The 21,977-nt window shown below is 62.1% G+C and carries 19 protein-coding genes and 3 tRNA genes; 10 read left to right on the top strand and 12 right to left on the bottom strand.

Annotated features, from left to right (window positions below):
- Nucleotides 1-167 precede the first annotated feature (167 nt).
- Together GJ699_RS01705 and ku are read left to right on the top strand one after the other, a co-directional pair.
- On the top strand, nt 168-1,058 hold the full coding sequence (locus GJ699_RS01705) for an SDR family oxidoreductase (RefSeq protein WP_195763434.1): 891 nt from the start codon (nt 168-170) through the stop codon (nt 1,056-1,058).
- A 4-nt stretch (nt 1,059-1,062) separates the two neighbouring features.
- Nucleotides 1,063-1,944 (top strand): non-homologous end joining protein Ku, encoded by an 882-nt coding sequence (gene ku / locus GJ699_RS01700; protein WP_154372480.1) that lies wholly within the window; start codon nt 1,063-1,065, stop codon nt 1,942-1,944.
- On the opposite strand, the gene ligD is transcribed toward ku, so the two are convergent.
- Nucleotides 1,941-4,460, bottom strand: coding sequence for a DNA ligase D (ligD, locus tag GJ699_RS01695; protein ID WP_154372478.1), 2,520 nt, complete (start codon nt 4,458-4,460; stop codon nt 1,941-1,943). The genes ku and ligD overlap by 4 nt on opposite strands.
- Before the next feature lie 154 nt (nt 4,461-4,614).
- Here ligD and GJ699_RS01690 point away from each other — a divergent pair, with 154 nt between their 5' ends.
- Entirely contained in the window at nt 4,615-4,959 is a 345-nt protein-coding gene (locus tag GJ699_RS01690) for a hypothetical protein (protein WP_154372476.1), read from the top strand.
- Between the two features lie 61 nt (nt 4,960-5,020).
- On the opposite strand, the gene GJ699_RS01685 is transcribed toward GJ699_RS01690, so the two are convergent.
- The 5 genes from GJ699_RS01685 to GJ699_RS01665 form a co-directional block, all read right to left on the bottom strand.
- Nucleotides 5,021-6,520, bottom strand: a complete 1,500-nt coding sequence (locus GJ699_RS01685) for an efflux transporter outer membrane subunit (RefSeq protein ID WP_154372474.1) — start codon at nt 6,518-6,520, stop codon at nt 5,021-5,023.
- Between the two features lies 1 nt (nt 6,521).
- Complete coding sequence (locus tag GJ699_RS01680; protein WP_154372472.1) at nt 6,522-9,713, bottom strand: efflux RND transporter permease subunit; 3,192 nt, start codon at nt 9,711-9,713, stop codon at nt 6,522-6,524.
- 5 nt (nt 9,714-9,718) lie between these two features.
- Nucleotides 9,719-10,945, bottom strand: a complete 1,227-nt coding sequence (locus GJ699_RS01675) for an efflux RND transporter periplasmic adaptor subunit (RefSeq protein WP_154372470.1) — start codon at nt 10,943-10,945, stop codon at nt 9,719-9,721.
- A gap of 142 nt (nt 10,946-11,087) precedes the next feature.
- The gene (locus GJ699_RS01670; protein WP_154372468.1) at nt 11,088-11,951 is read right to left on the bottom strand and encodes an alpha/beta hydrolase; all 864 of its coding nucleotides are present in this window, start codon (nt 11,949-11,951) and stop codon (nt 11,088-11,090) included.
- Nucleotides 11,948-12,157 carry a hypothetical protein gene (locus tag GJ699_RS01665; RefSeq protein ID WP_154372466.1) on the bottom strand — a complete coding sequence of 70 codons (210 nt, stop codon included), beginning with the start codon at nt 12,155-12,157 and terminating at the stop codon, nt 11,948-11,950. The genes GJ699_RS01670 and GJ699_RS01665 overlap by 4 nt, the downstream gene beginning before the upstream one ends.
- A 124-nt stretch (nt 12,158-12,281) precedes the next feature.
- Here GJ699_RS01665 and GJ699_RS01660 point away from each other — a divergent pair, with 124 nt between their 5' ends.
- The 4 genes from GJ699_RS01660 to GJ699_RS01645 all read left to right on the top strand — a co-directional run bounded on the left by GJ699_RS01660 (nt 12,282) and on the right by GJ699_RS01645 (nt 15,810).
- On the top strand, nt 12,282-13,232 hold the full coding sequence (locus tag GJ699_RS01660) for a LysR family transcriptional regulator (RefSeq protein WP_154372464.1): 951 nt from the start codon (nt 12,282-12,284) through the stop codon (nt 13,230-13,232).
- Nucleotides 13,229-14,203: a D-2-hydroxyacid dehydrogenase gene (locus GJ699_RS01655; protein ID WP_154372462.1), complete on the top strand. Its 975-nt coding sequence runs from the start codon at nt 13,229-13,231 to the stop codon at nt 14,201-14,203. The genes GJ699_RS01660 and GJ699_RS01655 overlap by 4 nt, the downstream gene beginning before the upstream one ends.
- Before the next feature lie 123 nt (nt 14,204-14,326).
- A complete protein-coding gene (locus GJ699_RS01650; protein WP_154372460.1) occupies nt 14,327-15,001 on the top strand; it encodes a hypothetical protein in 675 nt (224 codons plus the stop codon).
- Entirely contained in the window at nt 14,896-15,810 is a 915-nt protein-coding gene (locus GJ699_RS01645) for a glycosyl hydrolase family 79 C-terminal domain-containing protein (protein ID WP_154372458.1), read from the top strand. The genes GJ699_RS01650 and GJ699_RS01645 overlap by 106 nt, the downstream gene beginning before the upstream one ends.
- On the opposite strand, the gene GJ699_RS01640 is transcribed toward GJ699_RS01645, so the two are convergent.
- From GJ699_RS01640 to GJ699_RS01620, 5 genes are all read right to left on the bottom strand, one after another.
- Entirely contained in the window at nt 15,790-16,152 is a 363-nt protein-coding gene (locus GJ699_RS01640; protein WP_154372456.1) for a hypothetical protein, read from the bottom strand. The genes GJ699_RS01645 and GJ699_RS01640 overlap by 21 nt on opposite strands.
- Before the next feature lie 120 nt (nt 16,153-16,272).
- Nucleotides 16,273-16,349 (bottom strand) — tRNA-Arg (locus GJ699_RS01635).
- A gap of 62 nt (nt 16,350-16,411) precedes the next feature.
- Nucleotides 16,412-16,488: transfer RNA gene (locus GJ699_RS01630), tRNA-Arg, on the bottom strand.
- 72 nt (nt 16,489-16,560) lie between these two features.
- A tRNA-Arg gene (locus tag GJ699_RS01625) sits at nt 16,561-16,637 on the bottom strand.
- A gap of 192 nt (nt 16,638-16,829) precedes the next feature.
- Nucleotides 16,830-17,057, bottom strand: a complete 228-nt coding sequence (locus tag GJ699_RS01620; protein ID WP_154372454.1) for a hypothetical protein — start codon at nt 17,055-17,057, stop codon at nt 16,830-16,832.
- A gap of 216 nt (nt 17,058-17,273) precedes the next feature.
- Here GJ699_RS01620 and GJ699_RS01615 point away from each other — a divergent pair, with 216 nt between their 5' ends.
- From GJ699_RS01615 to GJ699_RS01605, 3 genes are all read left to right on the top strand, one after another.
- Nucleotides 17,274-18,092 carry a response regulator gene (locus tag GJ699_RS01615; RefSeq protein WP_154372452.1) on the top strand — a complete coding sequence of 273 codons (819 nt, stop codon included), beginning with the start codon at nt 17,274-17,276 and terminating at the stop codon, nt 18,090-18,092.
- A 67-nt stretch (nt 18,093-18,159) separates the two neighbouring features.
- The gene (locus tag GJ699_RS01610) at nt 18,160-20,301 is read left to right on the top strand and encodes a PAS domain-containing hybrid sensor histidine kinase/response regulator (RefSeq protein WP_154372450.1); all 2,142 of its coding nucleotides are present in this window, start codon (nt 18,160-18,162) and stop codon (nt 20,299-20,301) included.
- 236 nt (nt 20,302-20,537) lie between these two features.
- Nucleotides 20,538-21,515 (top strand): GGDEF domain-containing response regulator, encoded by a 978-nt coding sequence (locus tag GJ699_RS01605; RefSeq protein ID WP_154372448.1) that lies wholly within the window; start codon nt 20,538-20,540, stop codon nt 21,513-21,515.
- Between the two features lie 35 nt (nt 21,516-21,550).
- Here GJ699_RS01605 and GJ699_RS01600 read toward each other — a convergent pair whose 3' ends face one another.
- Nucleotides 21,551-21,970, bottom strand: coding sequence for a hypothetical protein (locus GJ699_RS01600; protein WP_154372446.1), 420 nt, complete (start codon nt 21,968-21,970; stop codon nt 21,551-21,553).
- Nucleotides 21,971-21,977 lie beyond the last annotated feature (7 nt).

The following is a 21,977-nucleotide window of genomic DNA, read 5'->3' as shown; positions in this document are numbered from 1 at the left end:
AGTTGTAATTCTGTGCGTCTCTGTCAGACAGTGTGCCATAAAGTTCATAATTAGCAATCTTTTTGCACGAATTTTATCGGTCGCCGCCGCTATCGATATGTGAGTAATCGCACGGTCACCGGCGGCACCCGCGCCAATACTGATTCTTTACGATGCAGGAGGCCACCATGTCACAATCCGAGAATCCGGTGCAGACCACCGACCATCCCTACCCCGGCACGCCGCTGCCAGCCCAGCATCTGCAAAAACCGGGGCTGGAAGCCGAGATGCAGCAGAAGCCGGAATTCATGGCGCCCGATTACTGCGGCAGCGGCAAGTTGGCCGGGATGGCGGCGCTGATCACCGGCGGCGATTCCGGCATCGGCCGCGCGGTGGCGGTGTTGTATGCGCGCGAAGGCGCGGATCTGGCCATCGTTTATCTGGACGAGGAACAGGACGCGCAGGACACCAAGCGCTATGTGGAAGCCGAGGGCCAGAGCTGTCTGCTGATCCGCGGCGACGTGCGCGACGCGTCGTTCTGCCGCGCCGCCGCGCATCAGGCGCATGAGCGCTTCGGCCGGCTCGACATCCTGGTCAACAACGCGGCCTTCCAACAGCATACGGAAAAACTCGCCGATCTCACCGAGGAGCGCTTCGACCTGACCATGAAGACCAACGTCTACGGCTACTTCCACATGGCGAAGGCGGTGCTGCCGTATCTGAAGCGCGGCGCCGCTATCATCAACACCGGCTCGGTGACCGGGCTGCAGGGCTCCGAGCACCTGTTGGACTACTCGACCACCAAGGGCGCGATCCACGCCTTCACCAAATCACTGGCCTCCAACCTGCTGGAGCAAGGCATACGCGTCAACGCGGTGGCGCCGGGGCCGGTGTGGACGCCGCTGAATCCGGCCGATGCGCCGCCCGACAAGATCACGCAGTTCGGCGCGGATACCGATTACAAGCGTCCGGCGCAGCCGCAGGAGCTGTCGCCGTCATACGTGTTCCTGGCCGCGCCCTGCTGCTCCAGCTACATCACCGGGATTGTGCTGCCGGTGACCGGCTCGGTGGGAGGCTGACATCATGGCGGCGCGCGCGTTGTGGAAAGGGGCGATCAGTTTTGGGCTGGTCTACATTCCGGTCGAGATGTACACGGCGGTGCAGGAGCACGATCTGGATTTGACCATGCTGGACAAGCGCGACTTCTCGCCGATCGGCTACAAACGCTATAACAAAAGCACCGGCAAGGAGGTCGCCTGGGACCACATCGTCAAGGGCTACGAGTACGAGGACAACGAATACGTGGTGCTGTCGGACGAAGATCTGCGTCGCGCCAACGTCGAAGCGACGCAGACCATCGACATCGTGGCCTTCGTGGAGGCGGCCGACGTGCCGCTGACCTATTACGAAACGCCCTACTATCTGGCGCCGTCGCGCGGTGGCGCCAAGGTGTACGCCCTGTTGCGCGAGACCTTGCGCAAGGCTGGCAAGATCGGCATCGCCACGGTGGTGATGCGCACCAAGCAGCACCTGTGCGCGCTGGTCTGCGTGGAAGACAAGATCGTGCTCAACACGCTGCGCTACGCCACCGAAATCCGCAGCGCCGAAGAGTTGAAGCTGCCGCCGGCAACCTTAAAAAGCGCCGGCATCAGCGACAAGGAATTGCAGATGGCGTTGTCGCTGGTGGAAGGCATGAGCGAGGAATGGAAACCGGAGCAGTATCACGACACCTACAAGGAGGACGTGCTGGCACTGGTAAAGAAAAAGATCAAGGCCGGCCAAACCAAAACCATCACCGCGCCAGACAAGGAATCCGCCGCGCCCAAGGCATCCAACGAGGTCGATCTGGTGGCGCTGCTGCAGGACAGCCTGGGCAAGCGCGGCAAGAAAGGGGCGGCAGCAGCCAAATCCCCGCGTCCATCCACGCGCCGCACCAAAGCGAGCGGCAGCCACAAAGTGGCTTAAGAGCTGCCCGGTTTGAAGCGCATCAGCTTCATTGCGGCGGCCAGCCCCTTGGCGGATTTGGCGTAGTCGTCCCAGGGCGCGTTGCCGATGTCGAGGCGAGTGTGGACGTTGGTGACGTTCCATTGGTCCGCTCCCTGCAGGCCTTCCAGCTCGTCCCACGTAATCGGCACGGAGATGCCCAGCCCTGGCCGCGTGCGGGCCGACCATGCGGCGACGGTGGTTGCACCGCGTCCGTTGCGCAGGTAGTCGATGAAAATTTTACCGACGCGGTTGCGCGGACCGCTCTTCACGACAAAACGCTCCGGTATGGTCTCCGCCATGTGCGCGACAATGGCTTGGGAGAAGGCTTTCACGTCATCCCAACCATAACCCGGCTTGATCGGCACGACCACGTGCAAGCCCTTGCCGCCGCTGGTCTTGATAAATGCCGGCAGCGATAGCTGGTCCAGAAACGCCCGTAACAGCTGCGCGCCTTCCCTCACCTGCTGCCAGCTGACGCCCTTGCCGGGGTCAAGGTCGAATACCATGCGGTTTGGCTTCTCGTAGCTGCTGCCGTTGGCATTCTGCGTATGCAGCTCAACCACGTTCATCTGCGCGGCGGACAGCAACGCCTGTTCGCTAGACACTTCCAGCATCGGAGGATGATCGGGATCCAGTGCCTGCTTGAATTGCTTCACACCCGGCATGCGCGAGATCTCGGCGTGCTTCTGGAAGAACAACTCGCCACCCACACCCTCCGGCGCGCGCACCAGCGACACCGGGCGTCCTTTCAGATGCGGCACCATCAGCGCCGACACCAGCGCGTAATAGCGAATCAGCGTCATCTTGGTGGCGCCGCTTTGCTGGTCGATCACGCGGTCCGGATTGGTCACTTTCAGCGATGCGGGAAGCTTGCCCTGCATGGCGGGTTTCTCCTTTACGTGTTGCGGCGTCTCGCGCCTGATCGCGCCGGCGTGCTTGTCCTTGCGCAGCCCCTGGAATACCGCATGGCGTATCGAGCCCGAATGCGTCCACTCGCCGAAACTGACTTCCGCCACCAGCGTGGGCTTGAGCCAGTGCGCTTTCTTGTCGATCTCGCGGCTTGGCGCAAACGGACTAGTAGCGGCGGCCAGCTTGTCCATGCGTGCCTTCAGGTCGCGCAGCGAATTGGCGTTGAAGCCGCTGCCGACATTGCCGGCGTAATGCAGCTTGCCATCCTCGTCGTAAGTACCAAGCAGCAGCGAGCCGAAACCATTGCGCGCGCCCTGCGGATCAGTGTAGCCGCCAATAACGAACTCCTGCCGCTGCCCGCATTTGAGCTTGATCCAGGTGCCGCTGCGGCGCGAACTATAGGGCGCGTCCCGGCGCTTGCCGATGATGCCCTCCAGCCCCATCTGGCAAGCGGCGGCGATGACGTCGCGCGGGGGCGCATTCAACGCGGTGCTGTAGCGGATAGTGGCGCTCTCGCGCTTCGCCAGCACTTCCTGTAGCAGCGCGCGGCGCTGTTCGAGCGGCGTATCGCGCAGATCGTGGCCGTTATGGAACGGCATATCGAAGATAAAGTAGACGATGTCGCCCGGATTGTTTTCATCAAAAGCGTTTTGCAGCAGGCCGAAATCAGGACGGCCGTCCTCGTCGTGGACCACGATCTCGCCGTCGTACCAGCCACTGGGCAGCTTCGCGCGCGCGAGTTGATCGCGCAGCGGCTGCAGCTTGTGGGTCCAGTCATTGCCATTGCGGGTGATGAGACGGATATCCTTGCCATCCACGCGCGCCAGCAAACGATAGCCGTCGAATTTGACTTCGAACAGCCACTCGTCGGCGTTCGCCGGCGGCGCGTCGACCAGCGTGGCCAGTTGCGGAAACAACGATTCCGGCATCGCCACCTTGGGCGTGGTGCGCTCGGTGGCCCTGGCTTTGGCACGCGCTTGCAGCATTGCGTCAGCGGGGGCAACGCCGGTGCCGCCAGCGGCGCCGGGCGCAGGCAGTGGCTCAGGCATCGGCAGCGCCTTCACGCTGTCCGGCATCTCGTCCACCACGCTGAACTCTTCCGCCGATCGCGCGTAATCGTCTTTCTCCTTGATGAGCAGCCACGGCTCCTGCTTCTCGCCCTTGCCCTTCATGCGCACCAGCACCCAGCGGCCATGCATCTTGTGGCCGGCGATCTCGAATTTCAGATTGCCGGCTTTGAGCGCTTTGTGCGGATCATCCAGCGGCCGCCAGGTGCCCTTGTCCCAGATGATCACCTTGCCCGCACCGTACTGCTTGGGCGGTATGGTGCCTTCGAAATCGTTGTATGAAATGGGATGGTCCTCGACGTGCACCGCCATGCGCTTGTCGCGCGTGTCATAGCTCGGACCTTTCGGCACGGCCCAGCTCATCATCACACCGTCGAGCTCCAGGCGGAAGTCGTAATGCAGCCGCGAAGCCCAGTGCTTCTGGATGACGAACGCCGCCCCCTCCTCGCCACCTTCGGCGGGTTCCGGCGTGACGGCGAAGTTGCGTTTTGCTTTGTAGGTTTTGAGCGAGCCTTTCATCCGCTTAGGCTATGCCAGTCCACCCGCGAGAACTGTGCGATACCGAACGTGTAAGCGATTGTAAATGCCGTCAACGCTGAGCATCCGGCCCGCGTTTTTCGCTCAGAGACGCAGGAATTGTCCTGGGCCCGAAACCAACATCGAGGATTGAATCATGACCAAAGTAATCGCTACCCTGATCGCAGGCCTGTTCGCTACCGCTGCTTTCGCACAGACCCCAGCTCCTGCCACCACCACGCCTGCCGCCGCAAAAGCAGAAGCCAAAGAAACCAAAGTCGCAGCCAAAGCGGAAGCCAAAGAAACCAAGGCCGCCGTGAAAGCTGAAGCCAAGACCGCCAAGGTAGAAGCCGACGCCAAGAAAGACGTCGCCGTCGCCCAAGCTGACGAAAAAGCCGACAAAGCCGACGCTCACGCCAAAGCCACCAAAACCAAAGCAAAAGCCCACGCCAAGGCAGAGAAAACCGAAGCTGCTGCCACGCCAGCGCCAGTCACCAAGTAAATCCCCGTCGTGACGAAAAAAAAGCGGACCTCACGGTCCGCTTTTCACATTGCAGCTACCCTCAGTTCTGCGCCACCGTCGGTGCCGCGCCCGAAGCATCCCAGCCGCCACCCAGAGCGCGTATCAACGCCACCGTGGTGACGGCGCGATCGCCACGCAACTGCACCGCGCTACGCTCGACCGCCGCCAGATTACGCTGCGCATCCAGCAGATCGAGATAGCTTGAACGTCCCGCCGTGTACAGCTTTTGCGCCAGATCGGCCGAGCGACGCGCCGACACCACCGCATCCTCAATCTGCGCAGTCTGACCGGCTAGCACGCGCAAGCCCGCCAGGTTATCTTCCACCTCAGCGAACGCCGTCAGCACACTCTGACGATACGTGCCCACCGACTCCTCCAGCGCCGCTTCGCTGCGCGTGATATTCGCACGGTTGCGACCACCGTCGATCAACGGCATCGACAAGGCAGCGCCCAGCAGCCACGAACGGCTGCTCCACTTGAACACATCCGCCACCGTATTAGCCGAGGTGCCGCCCGCATTCGCGTTCAGCAGCAGCGATGGGAACATCGCCGAACGTGCCACGCCGATGCGCGCGTTAGCCGATTCCATCGCGCGCTGCGCGGCGGCGATATCTGGACGACGCTCCAGCAACGAAGACGGCAGACCGGCCGGAATCACCGGCAGCAGCGCGCCATCCAGCAACGGGCTGTTACCCGCCGTGTAGCTGGCCGCCGGCTTGCCCAGCAAGACCGCCAGCGCATGCTCGGTGGTCGCGCGCTGACGCTGCAGGCCGATGGCTTCGGCGCGCGCCGTCGCCAATTCAGTCTTGGCGCGCGACAGATCGAACTCGCCGATATCACCCAGATCGAAACGACGCTGGTTGACTTTGACGTTTTCTTCACGCGTCTGCACCGTGCGGTTCAGCGTTTCCAGCTCGGCGTCGGTTTCACGCAGACGGAAATAAGTCTGCGCCACGTCCGCCTGCACCGACAGCAGCACCGAACGGTAAGTCGCTTCCTGCGCCGCCGCGTCGCCACGTGCCGCCGCCACATTGGACGAGACGCGTCCGAACAGGTCAACCTCATAGCTGGCCGTCAGATTGGCGTTAAACACGCTGGCCGGCGGCACCGGCGTACCGGCCGGCAGGTTCAGCGCCACGTCCGATTCGCGCACACGCTGCGCACCAGCCGCGATGCCGACCTGCGGAATGCGGTCCGCCTCGGCCACACCGGCAATCGCGCGCGCCTGCTTGACGCGGGCGGCGGCGACCGACAGATTGGCGTTGGCGCGGGTGGCTTCGTTGATCAGCTCATTCAGCGCCGTATCGTTGAAAGCCAGCCACCACTCGCCGCGCGGCTGCGCTTCGGCGGCTTGCGCCTGTTTCCAGGTGCTGCCGTCGGCGGCGGTCTTGACCTCCGCAGGCGCCGGCTGTTGCGACTCCTTGAAGGCGGTCGGCACATCCATCGCAGGCTGCTTGAATTCCGGTGCGGCGCACGCGGTCATCAGCAAGGCAGCCAGAATCGGTGCGACGCCTTTTGCGATCATATGCAGTTTGTTCATATTAGTGAGTCCCTTCCAGTTTGGCCGGAGCGGCATCCGCCACCACCACGGCCGGTTTATTCTTCTCCAGACGCACGGCCAAGGTACGCAGCAGCACGTAGAACACCGGCGTCAGGAACAGGCCGAAGAAGGTCACGCCCAGCATGCCGGCAAACACCGCCACACCCATCGCATGACGCATTTCCGAACCGGCGCCGTGCGAGAACACCAGCGGCAGCACACCCATGATGAATGCGATCGACGTCATCAGAATCGGGCGCAGACGCAGACGGCAAGCTTCCAGCGCTGCTTCGACGATCGAGCGGCCATGGTGTTCCAGTTCCCGCGCAAACTCCACGATCAGAATCGCGTTCTTCGACGCCAGACCCACCAGCACAAACAATGCGATCTGGGTGAAGACGTTGTTGTCACCGTGGGTCAGCTTGACGCCAATCAGCGCGCACAGAATCGACATCGGCACGATCAGAATCACCGCCAGCGGCAGGGTCCAGCTTTCGTACTGCGCGGCCAGCACCAGGAACACCAACAGCACGCACAGTGGGAACACGTAAATCATCGTGTTACCGGACAGGATGTCCTGATACACCAGTTCCGTCCATTCGTAGCTGATACCCTTCGGCAGCACCTCGTTGACGATCTTGGTCATCTCGGCCTGCGCTTCGCCGGTCGAAACACCAGGAGCCGGTGCGCCGTTGATCTCGGCGGCCACGTAAGCGTTGTAGCGTTGTACGCGATCCGGGCCATAGCTGTCTTTGACGCGCATCAGCGACGACAATGGAATCATCTCGCCCTTGTCATTGCGGACCTTCAGCTGGGCGATATCTTCAGCGTGCGAACGGAACTGCTGGTCAGCCTGCACCCGCACCTGATAGGTACGGCCGAACTGATTGAAGTCGTTCACATACAGCGAGCCCAGATTGATCTGCAAGGTCTGGTAAATCGTATTCAGCGGCACGCCCAGTTGCTTGGCTTTCTGACGATCGATGTCAGCGAACAGCTGCGGCACATTGATCTGATAGCTGGAGAACACGCCGGCCAGCTTCGGATTCTGCCAAGCCTTCATCTGCACCGCCTGCACCGCTTTGTACAGCGCGTCGTAACCCAGGTTGTCACGGTCTTCGACCATCAGCTTGAAGCCGCCGGTGGTGCCCAGACCATTCACTGGTGGAGGACCCAGCACCATCACGAAGGCGCCTTCGATCGCGCCCATGCGCTTGTTCATTTCAGCGGCAATCGCGTCGGCCGAGGTTTCCTTGGTGGTGCGTTTCTCGAACGGCGCCAGGCCCAGGAACACGATACCGGCGTTAGGCGCGTTGGTGAAACCGTTGATCGACAGGCCAGGGAACGAGATCGAGTTGTCGACGCCAGGAATGTCCTTGGCGATCTCCGACATCTTGCGGATCACGGCATCGGTACGGTCCAGCGAGGCGGCATCCGGCAGCTGTGCAAAGCCGATCAGGTACTGTTTGTCCTGCGACGGCACGAAGCCCGGTGGCACCACCTTGAACATGAAGGCCGCAGCGACAGCCAGCAGCGCGTACACGATCAGCGACGAGCCCTTGCGCTTCAAGACACCAGTCACGCCGGTTTCATAGCTGTGCGAGGCACGGTTGAAGAAGCGGTTAAACCAGCCGAAGAAGCCACCGAACACTTTGTCCATGCCACGGGTCACCACATCTTTCGGTGCGTCGTGCGGTTTCAGCAGCGCGGCGGCCAGCGCTGGCGCCAGCGTCAGCGAGCTGAATGCCGAGATCACGGTCGAAATCGCGATGGTCAGTGCGAACTGCTTGTAGAACTGGCCGGACAGGCCGGATACGAAAGCGATCGGCACGAACACGGCGCACAGCACCAGCGCAATCGCGATGATAGGACCACTCACCTCTTTCATCGCCTGAATGGTCGCTTCGCGCGGCGCCAGGCCGTCGTGAATATTACGTTCGACGTTTTCCACCACCACGATCGCATCATCCACCACGATACCGATCGCCAGCACCAGGCCAAACAGCGACAGCGTGTTGATCGAGAAGCCGAAGCCCAGCATCACGGCGAAAGTACCCACCACCGACACTGGCACGGCCAGCAGCGGAATCACCGATGCGCGCCAGGTTTGCAGGAAGATGATCACCACCAGCGCCACCAGCACGATCGCTTCGACCAGCGTGTGGATCACGGAGCGGATCGACTCCCGCACGAATTGGGTCGGGTCGTACACAATGCTGTATTCGACGCCTTCCGGGAAATCTTTCGACAGACGGGCCATGGTGGAGCGCACGTCGGACGACAGTTGCAGCGCGTTGGCGTTAGGCGCTTCGAAAATCGGAATCGCCACTGCGGATTTGTTGTTCAGCAGGGAGCGCAGCGCGTACGAGTTCGAGCCCATCTCCAGACGCGCCACGTCCTTCAGCAGCGTCACCGCGCCGTCGGCATTGGTCTTCAGGATGATGTTGCCGAACTCTTCTTCCGACTGCAGACGGCCTTGCGTATTCACGGTCAGCTGGAAGTCGGCATTTTTCGCCGGACCCTGGCCGATCACACCAGCCGCCACTTGCACGTTCTGCTCGCGGATCGCGTCGACCACGTCGCCGGCGGTCATGCCGCGCTGTGCCACTTTCTGCGGATCGAGCCAGACGCGCATCGCGTAATCGCCGGAACCGAACAGCTGCACCTCGCCCATGCCGGGCAGACGTGCCAACTGGTCCTTGATGTTCAGCACCGCGTAATTGCGCAGATACAGGTCGTCGTAACGGCCGTTCGGCGAATTCAGGTGGACCACCATGGTCAGGTTGGGCGACGACTTCACGGTCGTCACACCGATCTGGCGCACTTCTTCCGGCAGACGTGGCAACGCGCGTTGAACGCGGTTCTGCACCTGGGTTTCAGCTTGCTCGACGTTGGTGCCGATCTTGAAGGTGACGGTCAGTGCCAGCGCGCCGTCCGAGGTGTTTTGCGAGGACATGTACAGCATGTTCTCGACGCCGTTGATCTGCTCTTCCAGCGGCGCGGCCACGGTTTCAGCGATGATCTTCGGATTCGCGCCCGGATACTGCGCGCGCACCACCACCGAAGGCGGCACCACGTCCGGGTACTCCGAGATCGGCAGCTTGAAGATGGAAATCAAGCCGGCGACGAAGATAATGATCGACAGCACCGCCGCGAAGATTGGCTTGTCGACAAAAAATCGAGAGATGTTCATTTTAATTATTCCTTGCTAGTGCCGGTTTTAGCGACGGCTACTTTCTGATCTTTTTTGGCGGCCAGTTCCGCTGCCAGCGGATCGGCGTCCATCGGCACGATGGTCGGCGTGATCGGCGCGCCAGGCTTCACGCGCTGCAGGCCGTTGACGACGATTTTCTCGCCCGGTTTCAGGCCGTCACGCACGATGCGCAGGCCGTCCACTTGCTGGCCCAGGGTCACAGGGCGGTATTCGGCCTTGTTGTCCTTGTCGACCACGAACACGAACTTGCGATTCTGGTCGGTGTTGACGGCGCGATCGTTGATCAGCAGCGTGGATTTGGCGCCAGTGCTGCCGGCCAGCTGCACGCGGGCGAACAGGCCAGGTACCAGCACGCCGTCGGCGTTGGCCAGGGTGGCGCGCATGCGCACCGAACCGCTGCGCACATCCAGCTGGTTGTCGACGAATTCCAGCTTGCCTTCATGCGGGAAGCCGGTTTCGTTGGCCAGGCCGATGCGCACCACGGCAGGCTTGCCTTGATGAGCGGCGGCGCCGACGCGCAGATAGGTGTCTTCATCGCCGTCGAAGGAGGCGTAGATCTGGTCCAGCGAGACCACCGAAGTCAGCACCGCGGTCGCATCCACCAGGTTACCCAGCGTGATCTCGGCTTTCGATACGCGGCCATTGATCGGCGAGATCACTTGCGTGTAGCTCAGATTCAGCTTGGCGGATTCGTACTGGGCCTGGGCGGCGCGGGCGTCAGCGTCCAGCTGTTTGTAGCTCGATGCCGAGGCGTCGTACTCGCGCTGGGCGATGGCTTTATCGGCCAGCAGTTTTTCGGAGCGGACCAGTTCCACTTTCGCCAGTTCGGCTTTGGCGCGCGCCGAGTTGGCGGCGGCTTCGGCGCGATTGGCTTCGGCCTGATATGGACGCGGATCGATCACGAACAGCACTTCGCCCTTCTTGACGGTGCCACCCGGTTTGAAGTTGATGGCGGTGATGAAACCGCTGACGCGTGGACGGATCTGCACTTGCTCGATCGCCTCCAGGCGGCCCGAGAACTCCTGAGTTTCGGTGATGGTTTTCTCGACCACGGCGGCGGCCGAAATCGGAGGACCGCCCGCTGCCGGCGCTTCGGCCGCTTTGCTATTCGCATCGCTGCAGCCAGACAGGGAAATTGCGGCCAGGCCCGCCAGTGCCAACGCGGCGGCCAGCGGCCGAACCACGGCAGTCATGTTTTCAATGTTTTTCATCTTAAATCCTTTTTACATGAAAATTATTAATATAAGTGGCGGCACCGGGCGGTCTCAACGAAAATCGAGAAAACACGGACCTATCGCCCCGCCGGCAAGCCAGTGGGGACGTATTCAGTTACTGCTTAATGGTTGGGGAATCCTATGCGGCTGGCGGCGTCTCGGACCGTTCCAGGCCAGCGACGAAGCCGGCGATTTCTCCCAGCGCCTGACATCGACAGGCGCATTCGTTGCGTGCCTCCGCGTCCTGCAGAGGCGCCGGCTGCATGCGCCGGACGGTGGTTTTGACGCCGTTGGCAATCAACTTGGCGCCATATTGTTCCGCTTCATCGCGCAGCGGGTCATCTTCGGTCGACAGTATCAGCGCCGGCGGCAGATTCTTCAGCCGGCTCGATTGCAGCGGCGACGCGTACGGGTGGGTACGGTCGGCGGCATTCGGCAGGTAGCCGCGATACGCCTTGGCGCAGGCGTCCGCCACGTCCAGCAACTCCGGCGCCTGCAGTTCGCGCATCGAGCAGGTGGTCAAGCCCGGGTCCAGCATCGGCATCACCAGCACCTGGCCAGCCAGCGCCGGACCGCCGCGATCGCGCGACATCAGCGCGCAGACGGCGGCCAGATTGGCGCCCGCTTCGATCCCCGCCACCAGCAGCTGCTTGCCGGTCCAGCCCAGCTTGGCCTTGTGCTTCTTGGCCCACACCAGCACCGCGTGCGCATCTTCCACCGCCGCCGGGAACGGTTTCTCGGTAGCCAACGTATAGGCAGATGCTAACACCGCCATCTGCTGGCTGTCGTCTGCCAAATGGCGCAGGAACACATCCGCATCTTCCAGATCGCCGCCGACAAAACCGCCGGCGTGGAAGAAGACCAACAGCGTATCGCGCTTGGCGCCGGCATCGCCGCTGGTGTAGAGCCGTGCCGCCAGAGGACCATCCGCGCCCTTCACTTCCAGGCTACGGATTTTTAATTGGTCCGACAAGGTCGGCAGCTGCTCTACTGGTTTGTTCATTGTTGCACCGTTCCGGTTTCATTGGAGGACAACATGTTAGCAGGATCGCAGACCGATTCGCCGCTTGCCACCAGGGTCAGGGCGCGCACGCCGCGCGCTTCCGCCTTGGCGGTGTGAGAATAGGCGTCGGTATATACCACGCCTGCCAGTGCCACCGACGTCAGCGCCAGTGCTATCGTTGCGAAAATTGCATCCCGATATTTCATGATAAGTCCTCCTTTCTTCAACTTTTCCTTTGTGCAGTACAGCAATCATAAACATGTTCTACAATCCGATAAATACGGTAAAGTTGAATTGATTGTTCAGAATCCCGAACAATGAGGGTCATAAATGAATAAACTGCAAGCGATGGAAGTGTTTGTACAGGTGGTGGACGCCGGCGGCTTCACGCGCGCGGCGGATAATATGAAGCTGCCGAAGGCTACGGTGTCGACGCTGGTGCAGTCGCTGGAAGCGTCGCTGGCGGTCAAGCTGCTGAACCGGACCACGCGCCACGTCAGCGTCACCGCCGACGGCGCGGCGTATTACGAACGCTGCCTGCGCATTCTGTCGGACGTGCGCGAGGCCGAGGAATCGCTGTCACGCACCCGGCTCAGCCCCAGCGGCCGGCTGCGGGTGGACGCGCCCACCGGTCTGGCCAGCGAAGTGATCGTCCCCGCCCTGCCCGATTTTTTCAGCCGCTATCCCGACATCCAGCTGGAGCTGGGCTGCAGCGACCGGCCGGTGGATTTGATCGAGGAAGGCGTGGACTGCGCGGTGCGCGGCGGCGCGCTGGGCGATTCCAGCCTGATCGCGCGCCGGGTCGGCATCCTGCATTTCATCACCGGCGCCGCGCCATCCTATCTGGCGCGTTACGGCCGGCCGACGCATCCCAACGATTTGCTGCGGCACCGCTGCGTTAACTATTTTTCGGCGCGTACCGGTAAAATCTATGACTGGGACTTTACCCGCGAAGGCGAACGGGTACAGGTGGCGCTGCCCGGCCATGTCGCGCTCAATGACAGCAATGCCTACATCGCCGCCGGCGTGGCGGGTCTGGGCATTGTGCAAATGGCGAACTTCATGATGGAGCCCATGATCAACGACGGCCACTTCGAATCGATACTCGACGACTGGATCAGCGATCCGCTGCCGATCCACGTGGTGTACCCGCAGAACCGCCACCTGTCGGCCAAGGTGCGGGTGTTTGTCGAATGGGTCGCCGAACTGTTTTCCAATCATCCCGGCATGCGCCTGCAAAAATCCGCCGCGCGCGCGCCATCTTTAGAGGTAGCCATATGACTGAAGTCCACCGCATTGTTTTCCTCGACCGCGACAGCGTGATCGCCAATGTGCGCAAGCCGGCGTTTGGGCACGAATGGAGCGAATATCCGGCCACCCGCGCCGGCGAGGCAGTGCAGCGGCTGCGCGATGCGCGCGCCACCATCGCCATCACCAACAAGGTGGCGCTCAGCGCCGACGACCTGGCGCAGCTGCCGGATTTAAAGCTGATCGCGGTGGCCGCCACCGGCACCAACATCGTCGACCTGGCGGCGGCAAAGCAGCGCGGCATCGTGGTGACCAACATCCGCAACTACGCTGTGCACACCCTGCCCGAGCATACCTTCGCGCTGATCCTGGCGCTGCGTCGACAGTTGGTGGCGTATCGCGCCGACATCGAGGCGGGGCTGTGGCAGCAGTCCGAGCGCTTCTGTTTATTCGGCCATCCGATTTCCGATTTGGCCGGCAGCCGGTTGGGCCTGTTCGGCTACGGTGCGCTGGGCAAGGCCACCGCGCAGATCGCGCGCGCGTTCGGCATGGAAGTCATCGTCCATAACCGCTCGCCGCTGGCCGATGCGGCGAGCGACGGCGTGCGCGAGGCTGGCTTCGACGAGGTGCTGGAGACCTCGGACATCATCAGCCTGCACCTGCCGCTGACCGACAAGACGCGCAATATGATCAGCGCCAAGGAGCTGATCCGCATGAAGCGCAGCGCGCTGCTGATCAACACCGCGCGCGGCGGCCTGGTGGACGAAGTGGCGCTGGCCGACGCGCTGCGCGCCGGCGTCATCGCCGGTGCCGGCTTTGACGTGCTGATCACCGAGCCGCCGCCAGCCGACAACCCGCTGCTGAACCTGCGCCTGCCCAACTTCATCCTGACGCCGCACTCGGCCTGGGCCAGCACGCAGGCGATGCAGACGCTGGTGGATCAGTTGATCGACAATATCGAGGCTTGGCAGGCCGGTAAGCCGCAAAACGTCGTGAGCGCTTGATCTCAATTCGAAAGAATGAAAGATAATTTCTTTCGATTAAACGTTTTTTATTGACGTTTATTTTTCAAAATCCTACCATGCGAAGAAAACGTAAGTTTACTCTTCAACCACACCGGACTTCGCATGTTAAACAGACGCACCTTCATCCAGGGGCTGGCGGCGGCATCGCTGCCCTCTTTCGCGCTCGCCGCCAGTCCACGCATCGCCATCCCGGCGCGCGCCACCGGCGCGATGATTCCCAAAACGATCGTCAGTCTGAGCTACGAAACGGATAATCTGGCCGATCCGCAGTTCTTCGCCGCTTCCAATACCGGACTGGTGCGAATGTTCCGCCGTTTGAATCCGGATGGCGTGCTGCGTTTGGGCGGCAACACCAGCGATCTGGCCCGGCTGGCCGGCTTCCAGGGCGACTTGCCGGTGCTGCATCCGCTGTATCGCAACAAGGAGCGCATCCAGCCCTACTACGATGTGACGCCGGAAGCGATCGATGCGCTGGCCGGCTTCCTGGATGCGACCGGGTGGAAGGTGATTTTCGGCCTGAACATGCGCGCCGATAACGCCGGGATGGTGGCGCGGTTTGCGGCGCTGGTGCGCGAAAAGCTGGGGCCGCGCCTGCTGTCGATCCAGATCGGCAACGAGGCCAACAACTATTACCGCCAATACGACCAGTTCCGCGCCGCCTGGGACAGGCTGTGGGCAAACCCATCAACCAGGGCGACCTGTCCGGTCCGGACTCCGGCGCCAATACCGATTGGGTGCAGCACTTCAGCCGCGACGTGCCGGATGCGGTGCTATTGAGCCGCCATTACTATCGGGAGGCGGCCGAGCGCGGTTCGCTGGCGGATATCCTCCAGCACGATCATGAGTTCGATCAGGACATCGCCTTGCTGTCGCGGGCGGGACGGCGTCATGCGCATGGTTTCTGGCTGACGGAAACCAATTCGTATTATCGCGGCGGACTGGATGGCGTCAGCAATGCGTTTGCTTCGGCCTTGTGGGGGCTGGACTTCAGCTTGTCGGCGGCGTATCACGGCGCCACCGGCCTGTGCTTTCAGGGCGGGCCGCGACGCAGTATCGAAAGCTCGCTGGAAGGCCACCGGACTGGCGGGCGCGATGCCGATGGCGCGGATATGATCGCGCGCATCGATGCGGTGACGGCCAACTATTCACCGATCGGCGGCGATCTGAGCACCGGCTTCGCGGCGCGGCCGCTGTACTACGGTTTGCTGGCCGCGCGGCTGCTGGCTGGCAACCGCTTTCATGTGCTGAAGACGGCCGACGTGGCGCCTGGTGTGCGGGTGTATGCGGCGGCGGGCGCGGATGGAGTGCGCATTGTGGTCATCAACAGCAGCCAGACTGAATCGCGGGTGCTGGGTTTCAGCGGCCTGGCGCCGCGCGCCGCCGTGCGAGTCGCGCCGCTGCAGGCGCCCAGCCTGAACTCGCGCGACGCCCTCACCTTCGGCACCGACAGCCGCACGCTGGAGCCAGACGCGGCGTGGGAGTTGCAATACCAGGAGGTGGCGCCGGTAAGCAACCACGGCACATTGGACATTCAGGTGTCGGCCGGCAGCGCCGCATTGATTTTGTTACCGCAGATAGTTGTATAGCTGGAACATAGCAAACTGAATGGCGAATTGCAGCGCGGTGATTGAGACGCCGACCGAGATTATCCAGTTGCGCATATTCTGGTTCACGCGCTCCAGGTCTTCCTTCGTCGCGAAGTGGACCTGCTTCTCCTCAAGCCGCGCCATGTCTTCGTCCGTAGCGCAATGCGCCATTCTGCTCTCAAGACGAGCAAAATCTTCTTTGGTAGCCAAGTGCGACAGGCGTTCGCCCAGATACGCCGTTGTAACGAAGTTTTCGCGGATTTCCTCGACAATCTCCACCAACGTAGCCATCTGATGCTCCTGCAGCGCCACCCTTAGCTCGATCCGTTTATCATTCGCCATCACCGCCTCCCAGTCAAGGAGGCCAGCCTAGCGTGCGCAGTTCATGCCGCCCCTGAGCAAACGCAAAGTGAAAAGCAAAAGGGCCTGAAGATTTCTCTTCAGGCCCTTCTACTTACGAATTGGTGCGGCTGGCAGGAATCGAACCCACGACCCCTTGGTTCGTAGCCAAGTACTCTATCCAGCTGAGCTACAGCCGCGTAAACTTCTCAACACAACTTTTTACTACCACAAGGTCGATCAAGACCTTGCTCACGAATTTTGGTGCGGCTGGCAGGAATCGAACCCACGACCCCTTGGTTCGTAGCCAAGTACTCTATCCAGCTGAGCTACAGCCGCGCAAAACAAGATTATAACAGCAATTTCTTGTTTGAAAAAAGAGGAATCTTCCAAAACCTCTGGTACAACGAGTGGTGCGGCTGGCAGGAATCGAACCCACGACCCCTTGGTTCGTAGCCAAGTACTCTATCCAGCTGAGCTACAGCCGCACTGTGCAAGCATTATAAAGCATTAATTTCGTTTTGCAAAGCTCGACATTTTCTATCGTTTAATTGGTTCAGCACACGAAATACCGAACTAATCACCTTGCAAACTGCTTTACCGCCAGCCTTTCAAACAGCATGCCGTTCGAAAGAAGCAGCATTATAGGGATACTCTCCCTGCTTGTCCAGCACTCTGTATCAGGTGCCGAATTCGGCCGCCGCCTTGGCCGACCACAACGCTTCGTTATAGGACGGATACGGATCGCCATAACAATCGATGTGCCCGTCGGCGCCGATAAACTTGATCCACCAGCCGGCCGCGTCCGACAAAATCGCAATATCGCCTTCGCGGCAATGGCCGCCTATTTCCTCGTCCTGCGCCAGTATCACGATATTCACTTTGCGGTGCTTGATTATATCCGCCATGTTTTCCTCGCTTCATTCACACTAGTTATTACGCACATTACAAATATAAATTTGCATTCATTTGCGCAATGCAGCATCATTCACCTGTCTCCTCTATTCTCCTCCAAGGAAATAGATTTAGCCCGCTCCCGTAGCGGGCTTTTTTTTTACCGTGTACGATGCACTCAGGTTTGCCTTTATAGTCGAAGTCATAACAAGAGAGAACGCACGCACCGCATGAACTCCCCTTCCGCCTCGATGCCGCCGGCCCCCGACTGGTCCCGCACCGCCCTCGGCGATAGTGCCCACTGGCCACCCAGCCTGCGCCTGACCATCGATATCCTGCTCAACTCGCCTCAAGCCATGCTGCTGCTGTGGGGCGCCGAACAAATCATGGTCTATAACGATGCCTACGCCGCGCTGCTCGGCCTGCCCAGCCTGCGCGCCCCCGGCGGCCAGGTGCCGGCCATGCAACCGTCCGCCTTCAGCTGGAACAGCGCCGCCCTGGCCCCGGTGCGCGAAGGGCACAGCCTCAGCTATCGCAACTGCGCGCTGCCGCTCTGGCGCGACGGCCGCATGGAGCAACAGCCGATGGACCTGTATTACACCCCGATCCGCGAACAGGAGCGGGTCGCCGGCATCTTGTGCACCCTGGCCCTCGCCCGCCCCAGCGTGGCGGCCGGCGGCGACGCGACGCTGCGCCTGCTGGTAGTGGAAGATAACACCGATGCCCGCTATCTGGTGTGCGAAACCCTGCGCGCGCTCGGTCACGAGGTGGAAGCCGTGGCCAGCGGTGAGGAAGCGCTGCCACTGCTGTCCAGCCAGCCGTTTGACGTACTGTTCAGCGACGTCAGCCTGCCCGGCATCTCCGGCGTCGAGCTGGCGCGGCGCGCGCTGCAACAAAACCCGCAACTGGCGCTGCTGTTCGCCTCCGGCTATGGCGACGAGCTGACGCGCCGCCTCGACTTTCCGGCGCGGTCGCTGCAAAAGCCCTACGATATCGAACAGCTGCAAGCGGTGCTGGAACAGATCGCCGCCAGCTTGCCGGCACGCTGACATCACCCAGTGTGCACTCCACTCAAACGTGCGTAGCAGGCGCAGGGGTTGGCGCTAAAATAAGACCATGATACCGAATGATCCCCTCGCCACGCCGCCTCTCGCGCCGGACGCGCACGAAGAGCTGTTGCGCGCCAGGGAAGCCCTACGCCAAAGCCAGCTGGAACTGCGTGCGCTGGCCAATTCCATGCCGCAACTGGCCTGGATCGCCGAGCAGGATGGCGCCATGGTCTGGTACAACCAGCGCTGGTACGACTATACCGGCACCTCGCCCGAGCAAATGGCCGGTGACGGCTGGAAAAACGTCTACGCGCCGGACTGTCTGGACGCCATGGCCAGCCATTGGGAACAATCGCGCCGCGACGGCACCCCCTACGAGCTGGAAATCCCGATCCGCAGCGCCAGCGGCGAGTTCCGCTGGTTCCTGACCCGCGCCAACCCGGTGCACCGCGCCGACGGCAGCGTGCTGCGCTGGTTCGGCACCAGCACCGACGTCGACCAGGTCAAGCGTGCGCAGGAAGCGCTGCGCGACGAAACCGCGGTGCTGGAACTGCTCAACCGCACCGGCGCCGCGTTGGCCTCGCAGCGCGACCTCGGCCTGCTGCTGCAGGAAGTCACCGACGCCGCCACCAGTCTCAGCGGCGCCCGCTTTGGCGCCTTGTTCTATCACAGCACCAACAGCGCCGGCGAGGCGATGGTGCTGCACACCCTGTCCAGCGGCGCGGGCGACGCCTTCGCGCAATACGGCCAGCCGCGCGCCACCGCCCTGTTCGGCCCCAGCATGCGCGGCGAAGGCGTGGTGCGCTGCGACGACGTGCTGCAAGACCCGCGCTACGGCCACAACGCGCCCCACCATGGCGTGCCGGCCGGCCATCCGCCGGTGCGCAGCTATCTGGCGGTGCCGGTGGCGCTGCGCAGCGGCGAGGTGATCGGTTGCCTGATGTTCGGCCATCCGGAGCCGGCCATGTTCACCGAACGCACCGAACGCATCATCGCCGGCATCGCCGCCCAGGCTGCGGTGGCGATCGACAACGCGCGCCTGAACGACTCGGAACGCCAGGCGCGCGCCGAAGCCGAGCGCACCAGCCAGCTCAAGGATGAATTCCTGGCCACCCTGTCGCACGAGCTGCGCACGCCGCTGACCGCCATCCTGGGCTGGGCCCAGGTGCTGCGCCGGGGCAGCCGCAATCAGGCCGACCTCGACCGTGGCCTGCACACCATCGAGCGCAACGCCCGCGCGCAGTCGCAACTGATCGAGGATCTGCTCGACATGAGCGCCATCGCCTCCGGCAAGGTCAAGCTGGACATGCAGCCGCTGTCGCCGGCCGCGCTGGCCGCGGTCGCCATTGAATCGGTGCGGCCGGCCGCCGAGGCCAAGCAGATCCGCATCGAAAAAGACTTTGCGCGCGCGCCCGGCATGGTGGCGGGCGACGCCAACCGCCTGCAACAGATTTTATGGAACCTGCTTAGCAACGCGCTCAAGTTCACGCCACCCGGCGGCACCGTCACGGTGGGCGTGCGGCGCGAGGGCGAGCAAGTCGCCATCAGCGTGCGCGACAGCGGCATCGGCATCGCCCCGGCCTTCCTCCACCACGTGTTTGAACGCTTCCGCCAGGCCGACGCCACCACCACCCGCCGCCACGGCGGCCTGGGGCTGGGGCTATCGATCGTCAAGCATCTGGTTGAACAGCATGGCGGCACCATCAGTGTGACCAGCGCGGGCGAGAACCACGGCGCCTGCTTCACACTGCGGCTGCCGCGCAATCACGCGCTGATGGCGACGCCAACCGTCGCCCCGGCGCCGGTCCATGGTGCGGCGCATGATTTGTCCGGCCTGCAAGTGCTGGTGGTGGACGATGAGGACGATGCGCGCGAACTGATCAAGCGCATCCTCAACGACTGCAATGCCGAAGTGTTGACCGCTGCCACCGCTGCCGAGGCATTAAATTTATTGCAACATGAGCGCCCCGACCTGATGGTCAGCGACCTCGGCATGCCGGAGGTCGACGGCTATGGCTTGCTGGACCGCATCCGCGCGCTGGGACCGTCGCGCGGCGGCGACCTGCCAGCCATCGCGCTGACCGCGTTTGCCCGCTCGGAAGACCGCATCAAGGCGCTGTCCAGCGGCTTCCTGGCCCACATCGCCAAGCCGGTCGAGCCGACCGAACTGATCGCCAAGGTGGCCGCCATGGGCCATCGTCATGCTTAGCCTGCGGCGTGTGGTAAGATTTCCACACGGAAATTACCCAATCCTACTTCACGACGGGGCAATGTCCTACAAGCAATTTCCACAACTCTTGCTACACTACAAAAATCTGCAAAAACGCATTGAGTGATTGCCGTACGGAAATTAAACTATATTGTGTGCGACGCAGCACACTAGCAATGCGGTATTATCGAATTAATCACGCATCACCCGAATAAAGACACTGAGACCCTGACACCATGCCGAGCCGAGAAGAAATCCTGAACGCCAAAATCCTGGTGGTGGATGACAGCGCAGACAACGTCGACCTGATGTTGGAGATACTGCGCGAGGCCGGCTATACCGATGTCTCGTCCACCATGCTGCCGGAACAGGTATGCCCGCTGCACCGTCAGCATTGCTACGACTTGATCCTGCTCGACCTGCAAATGCCAGGCCTGAACGGTTTCCAGGTGATGAAGGGCTTGAAGGAAATCGAACAAGGCGGCTACCTGCCGGTCTTGGCGCTGACCGCCCAGCCCAGCTTCAAGATCGCCGCGCTGGAGGCCGGCGCGCGCGACTTCATCAGCAAGCCGTTCGATCTGATGGAAGTCCACAAGCGCATCCACAACATGCTGGAAGTGCGCCTGCTGTACAAGGAGCTAGCACAATACAGCCGCCAGCAGCAGGAACTGGCGCTGCACGATCCACTGACCAGCCTGCCCAACCGGCGGCTGCTGGAAGACCGCATCGCCACCGTGCTGCAGCATGCCACCCGACAGCAGAGCAAAGCCGCTGTCATGTATCTGGATCTGGACGGCTTCAAGGCCATCAACGACACCCACGGCCATGCCTACGGCGATGAAATCCTCAAGCTGGTGGCGCAGCGCCTGGTCGGCTGCTCGCGCAAGGAAGACACGGTGGCGCGCGTCGGCGGTGACGAATTCGTGATTGTGATGGGCAATATCGCCCATGTGGCCGACACCCAGGAACCCGCTAACAAGCTGATCGAGGCGGTATCGCAGCCCTACCAGGTCAATGGCCTGACGCTGCAACTGTCGACCAGCATCGGCATCGGCATCTTCCCCGACGATGCCCACGAAGTGGCGGCGCTGATTGCCGCCGCCGATGGCGCCCTGTATGAAGCCAAGCGCTCCGGCAAGAACCGCAGCTGCACCGCCCAAGCCACGCAGGGCCAGGTGCCGCAGCATCACACCATGTCGGCCACGCCGGCCTGATGCGTTATCGGGCGGGCTCGCCGCCCGCCCTCCCCTCAATGCGCGGCCGCCTCGTCCTTCAGGCCGGCTTTGGTACTCTGATCGACCTTGCTGGCATGCTGGTGATCGTCGTGCGCATCCACCGTTTCCGGCGCCACTTCAATGCGGGTGATGCCGGCATCCACCGACACCGGATCGCTGGCCGGGAAAGTCATCTCGACCGCGCTATCCAGCAGGGTTTCCCTGGCCAGCTCGGCCGGGGTTTCCTGCTCCTGATCCGCCAGCGTGGTGATGGCGGCGGCCCATTTGACAAACGCCAGATTGGCCAGATCGCGCACGGTATGCACATTGAACGCCTGCGCCAGCGCCTTGGCATCCTTGGCGCTGACGCCGCGCAGCGCGCTGGTCGGCGCATCGGCCAGCGCGCGGAAGCTGTGGCCGAGATAATCTTTGTCCACGACAGTATCGATGTTCATGATGGCA

Origin of the sequence: Duganella guangzhouensis (assembly GCF_009674535.1) — a bacterium.
GTDB classification, from domain to species: Bacteria; Pseudomonadota; Gammaproteobacteria; order Burkholderiales; family Burkholderiaceae_D; genus Rugamonas; species Rugamonas guangzhouensis.
Note: the sequence above shows the minus strand (reverse complement) of the source record. Positions and strands in the feature narration are given on the sequence as shown.

What these genes read in the sequence shown, in the direction of transcription:
- GJ699_RS01650 (WP_154372460.1), top strand. Translation starts at nt 14,327, where the DNA reads ATGTTAAACAGACGCACCTTCATCCAGGGGCTGGCGGCGGCATCGCTG.
- GJ699_RS01680 (WP_154372472.1), bottom strand. Translation starts at nt 9,713, where the DNA reads ATGAACATCTCTCGATTTTTTGTCGACAAGCCAATCTTCGCGGCGGTG.
- GJ699_RS01605 (WP_154372448.1), top strand. Translation starts at nt 20,538, where the DNA reads ATGCCGAGCCGAGAAGAAATCCTGAACGCCAAAATCCTGGTGGTGGAT.
- GJ699_RS01640 (WP_154372456.1), bottom strand. Translation starts at nt 16,152, where the DNA reads ATGGCGAATGATAAACGGATCGAGCTAAGGGTGGCGCTGCAGGAGCAT.
- GJ699_RS01600 (WP_154372446.1), bottom strand. Translation starts at nt 21,970, where the DNA reads ATGAACATCGATACTGTCGTGGACAAAGATTATCTCGGCCACAGCTTC.
- GJ699_RS01620 (WP_154372454.1), bottom strand. Translation starts at nt 17,057, where the DNA reads ATGGCGGATATAATCAAGCACCGCAAAGTGAATATCGTGATACTGGCG.
- GJ699_RS01685 (WP_154372474.1), bottom strand. Translation starts at nt 6,520, where the DNA reads ATGAACAAACTGCATATGATCGCAAAAGGCGTCGCACCGATTCTGGCT.
- GJ699_RS01615 (WP_154372452.1), top strand. Translation starts at nt 17,274, where the DNA reads ATGAACTCCCCTTCCGCCTCGATGCCGCCGGCCCCCGACTGGTCCCGC.
- ligD (WP_154372478.1), bottom strand. Translation starts at nt 4,460, where the DNA reads ATGAAAGGCTCGCTCAAAACCTACAAAGCAAAACGCAACTTCGCCGTC.
- GJ699_RS01610 (WP_154372450.1), top strand. Translation starts at nt 18,160, where the DNA reads ATGATACCGAATGATCCCCTCGCCACGCCGCCTCTCGCGCCGGACGCG.
- GJ699_RS01665 (WP_154372466.1), bottom strand. Translation starts at nt 12,157, where the DNA reads ATGAAATATCGGGATGCAATTTTCGCAACGATAGCACTGGCGCTGACG.
- GJ699_RS01690 (WP_154372476.1), top strand. Translation starts at nt 4,615, where the DNA reads ATGACCAAAGTAATCGCTACCCTGATCGCAGGCCTGTTCGCTACCGCT.
- GJ699_RS01675 (WP_154372470.1), bottom strand. Translation starts at nt 10,945, where the DNA reads ATGAAAAACATTGAAAACATGACTGCCGTGGTTCGGCCGCTGGCCGCC.
- ku (WP_154372480.1), top strand. Translation starts at nt 1,063, where the DNA reads ATGGCGGCGCGCGCGTTGTGGAAAGGGGCGATCAGTTTTGGGCTGGTC.
- GJ699_RS01705 (WP_195763434.1), top strand. Translation starts at nt 168, where the DNA reads ATGTCACAATCCGAGAATCCGGTGCAGACCACCGACCATCCCTACCCC.
- GJ699_RS01655 (WP_154372462.1), top strand. Translation starts at nt 13,229, where the DNA reads ATGACTGAAGTCCACCGCATTGTTTTCCTCGACCGCGACAGCGTGATC.
- GJ699_RS01660 (WP_154372464.1), top strand. Translation starts at nt 12,282, where the DNA reads ATGAATAAACTGCAAGCGATGGAAGTGTTTGTACAGGTGGTGGACGCC.
- GJ699_RS01670 (WP_154372468.1), bottom strand. Translation starts at nt 11,951, where the DNA reads ATGAACAAACCAGTAGAGCAGCTGCCGACCTTGTCGGACCAATTAAAA.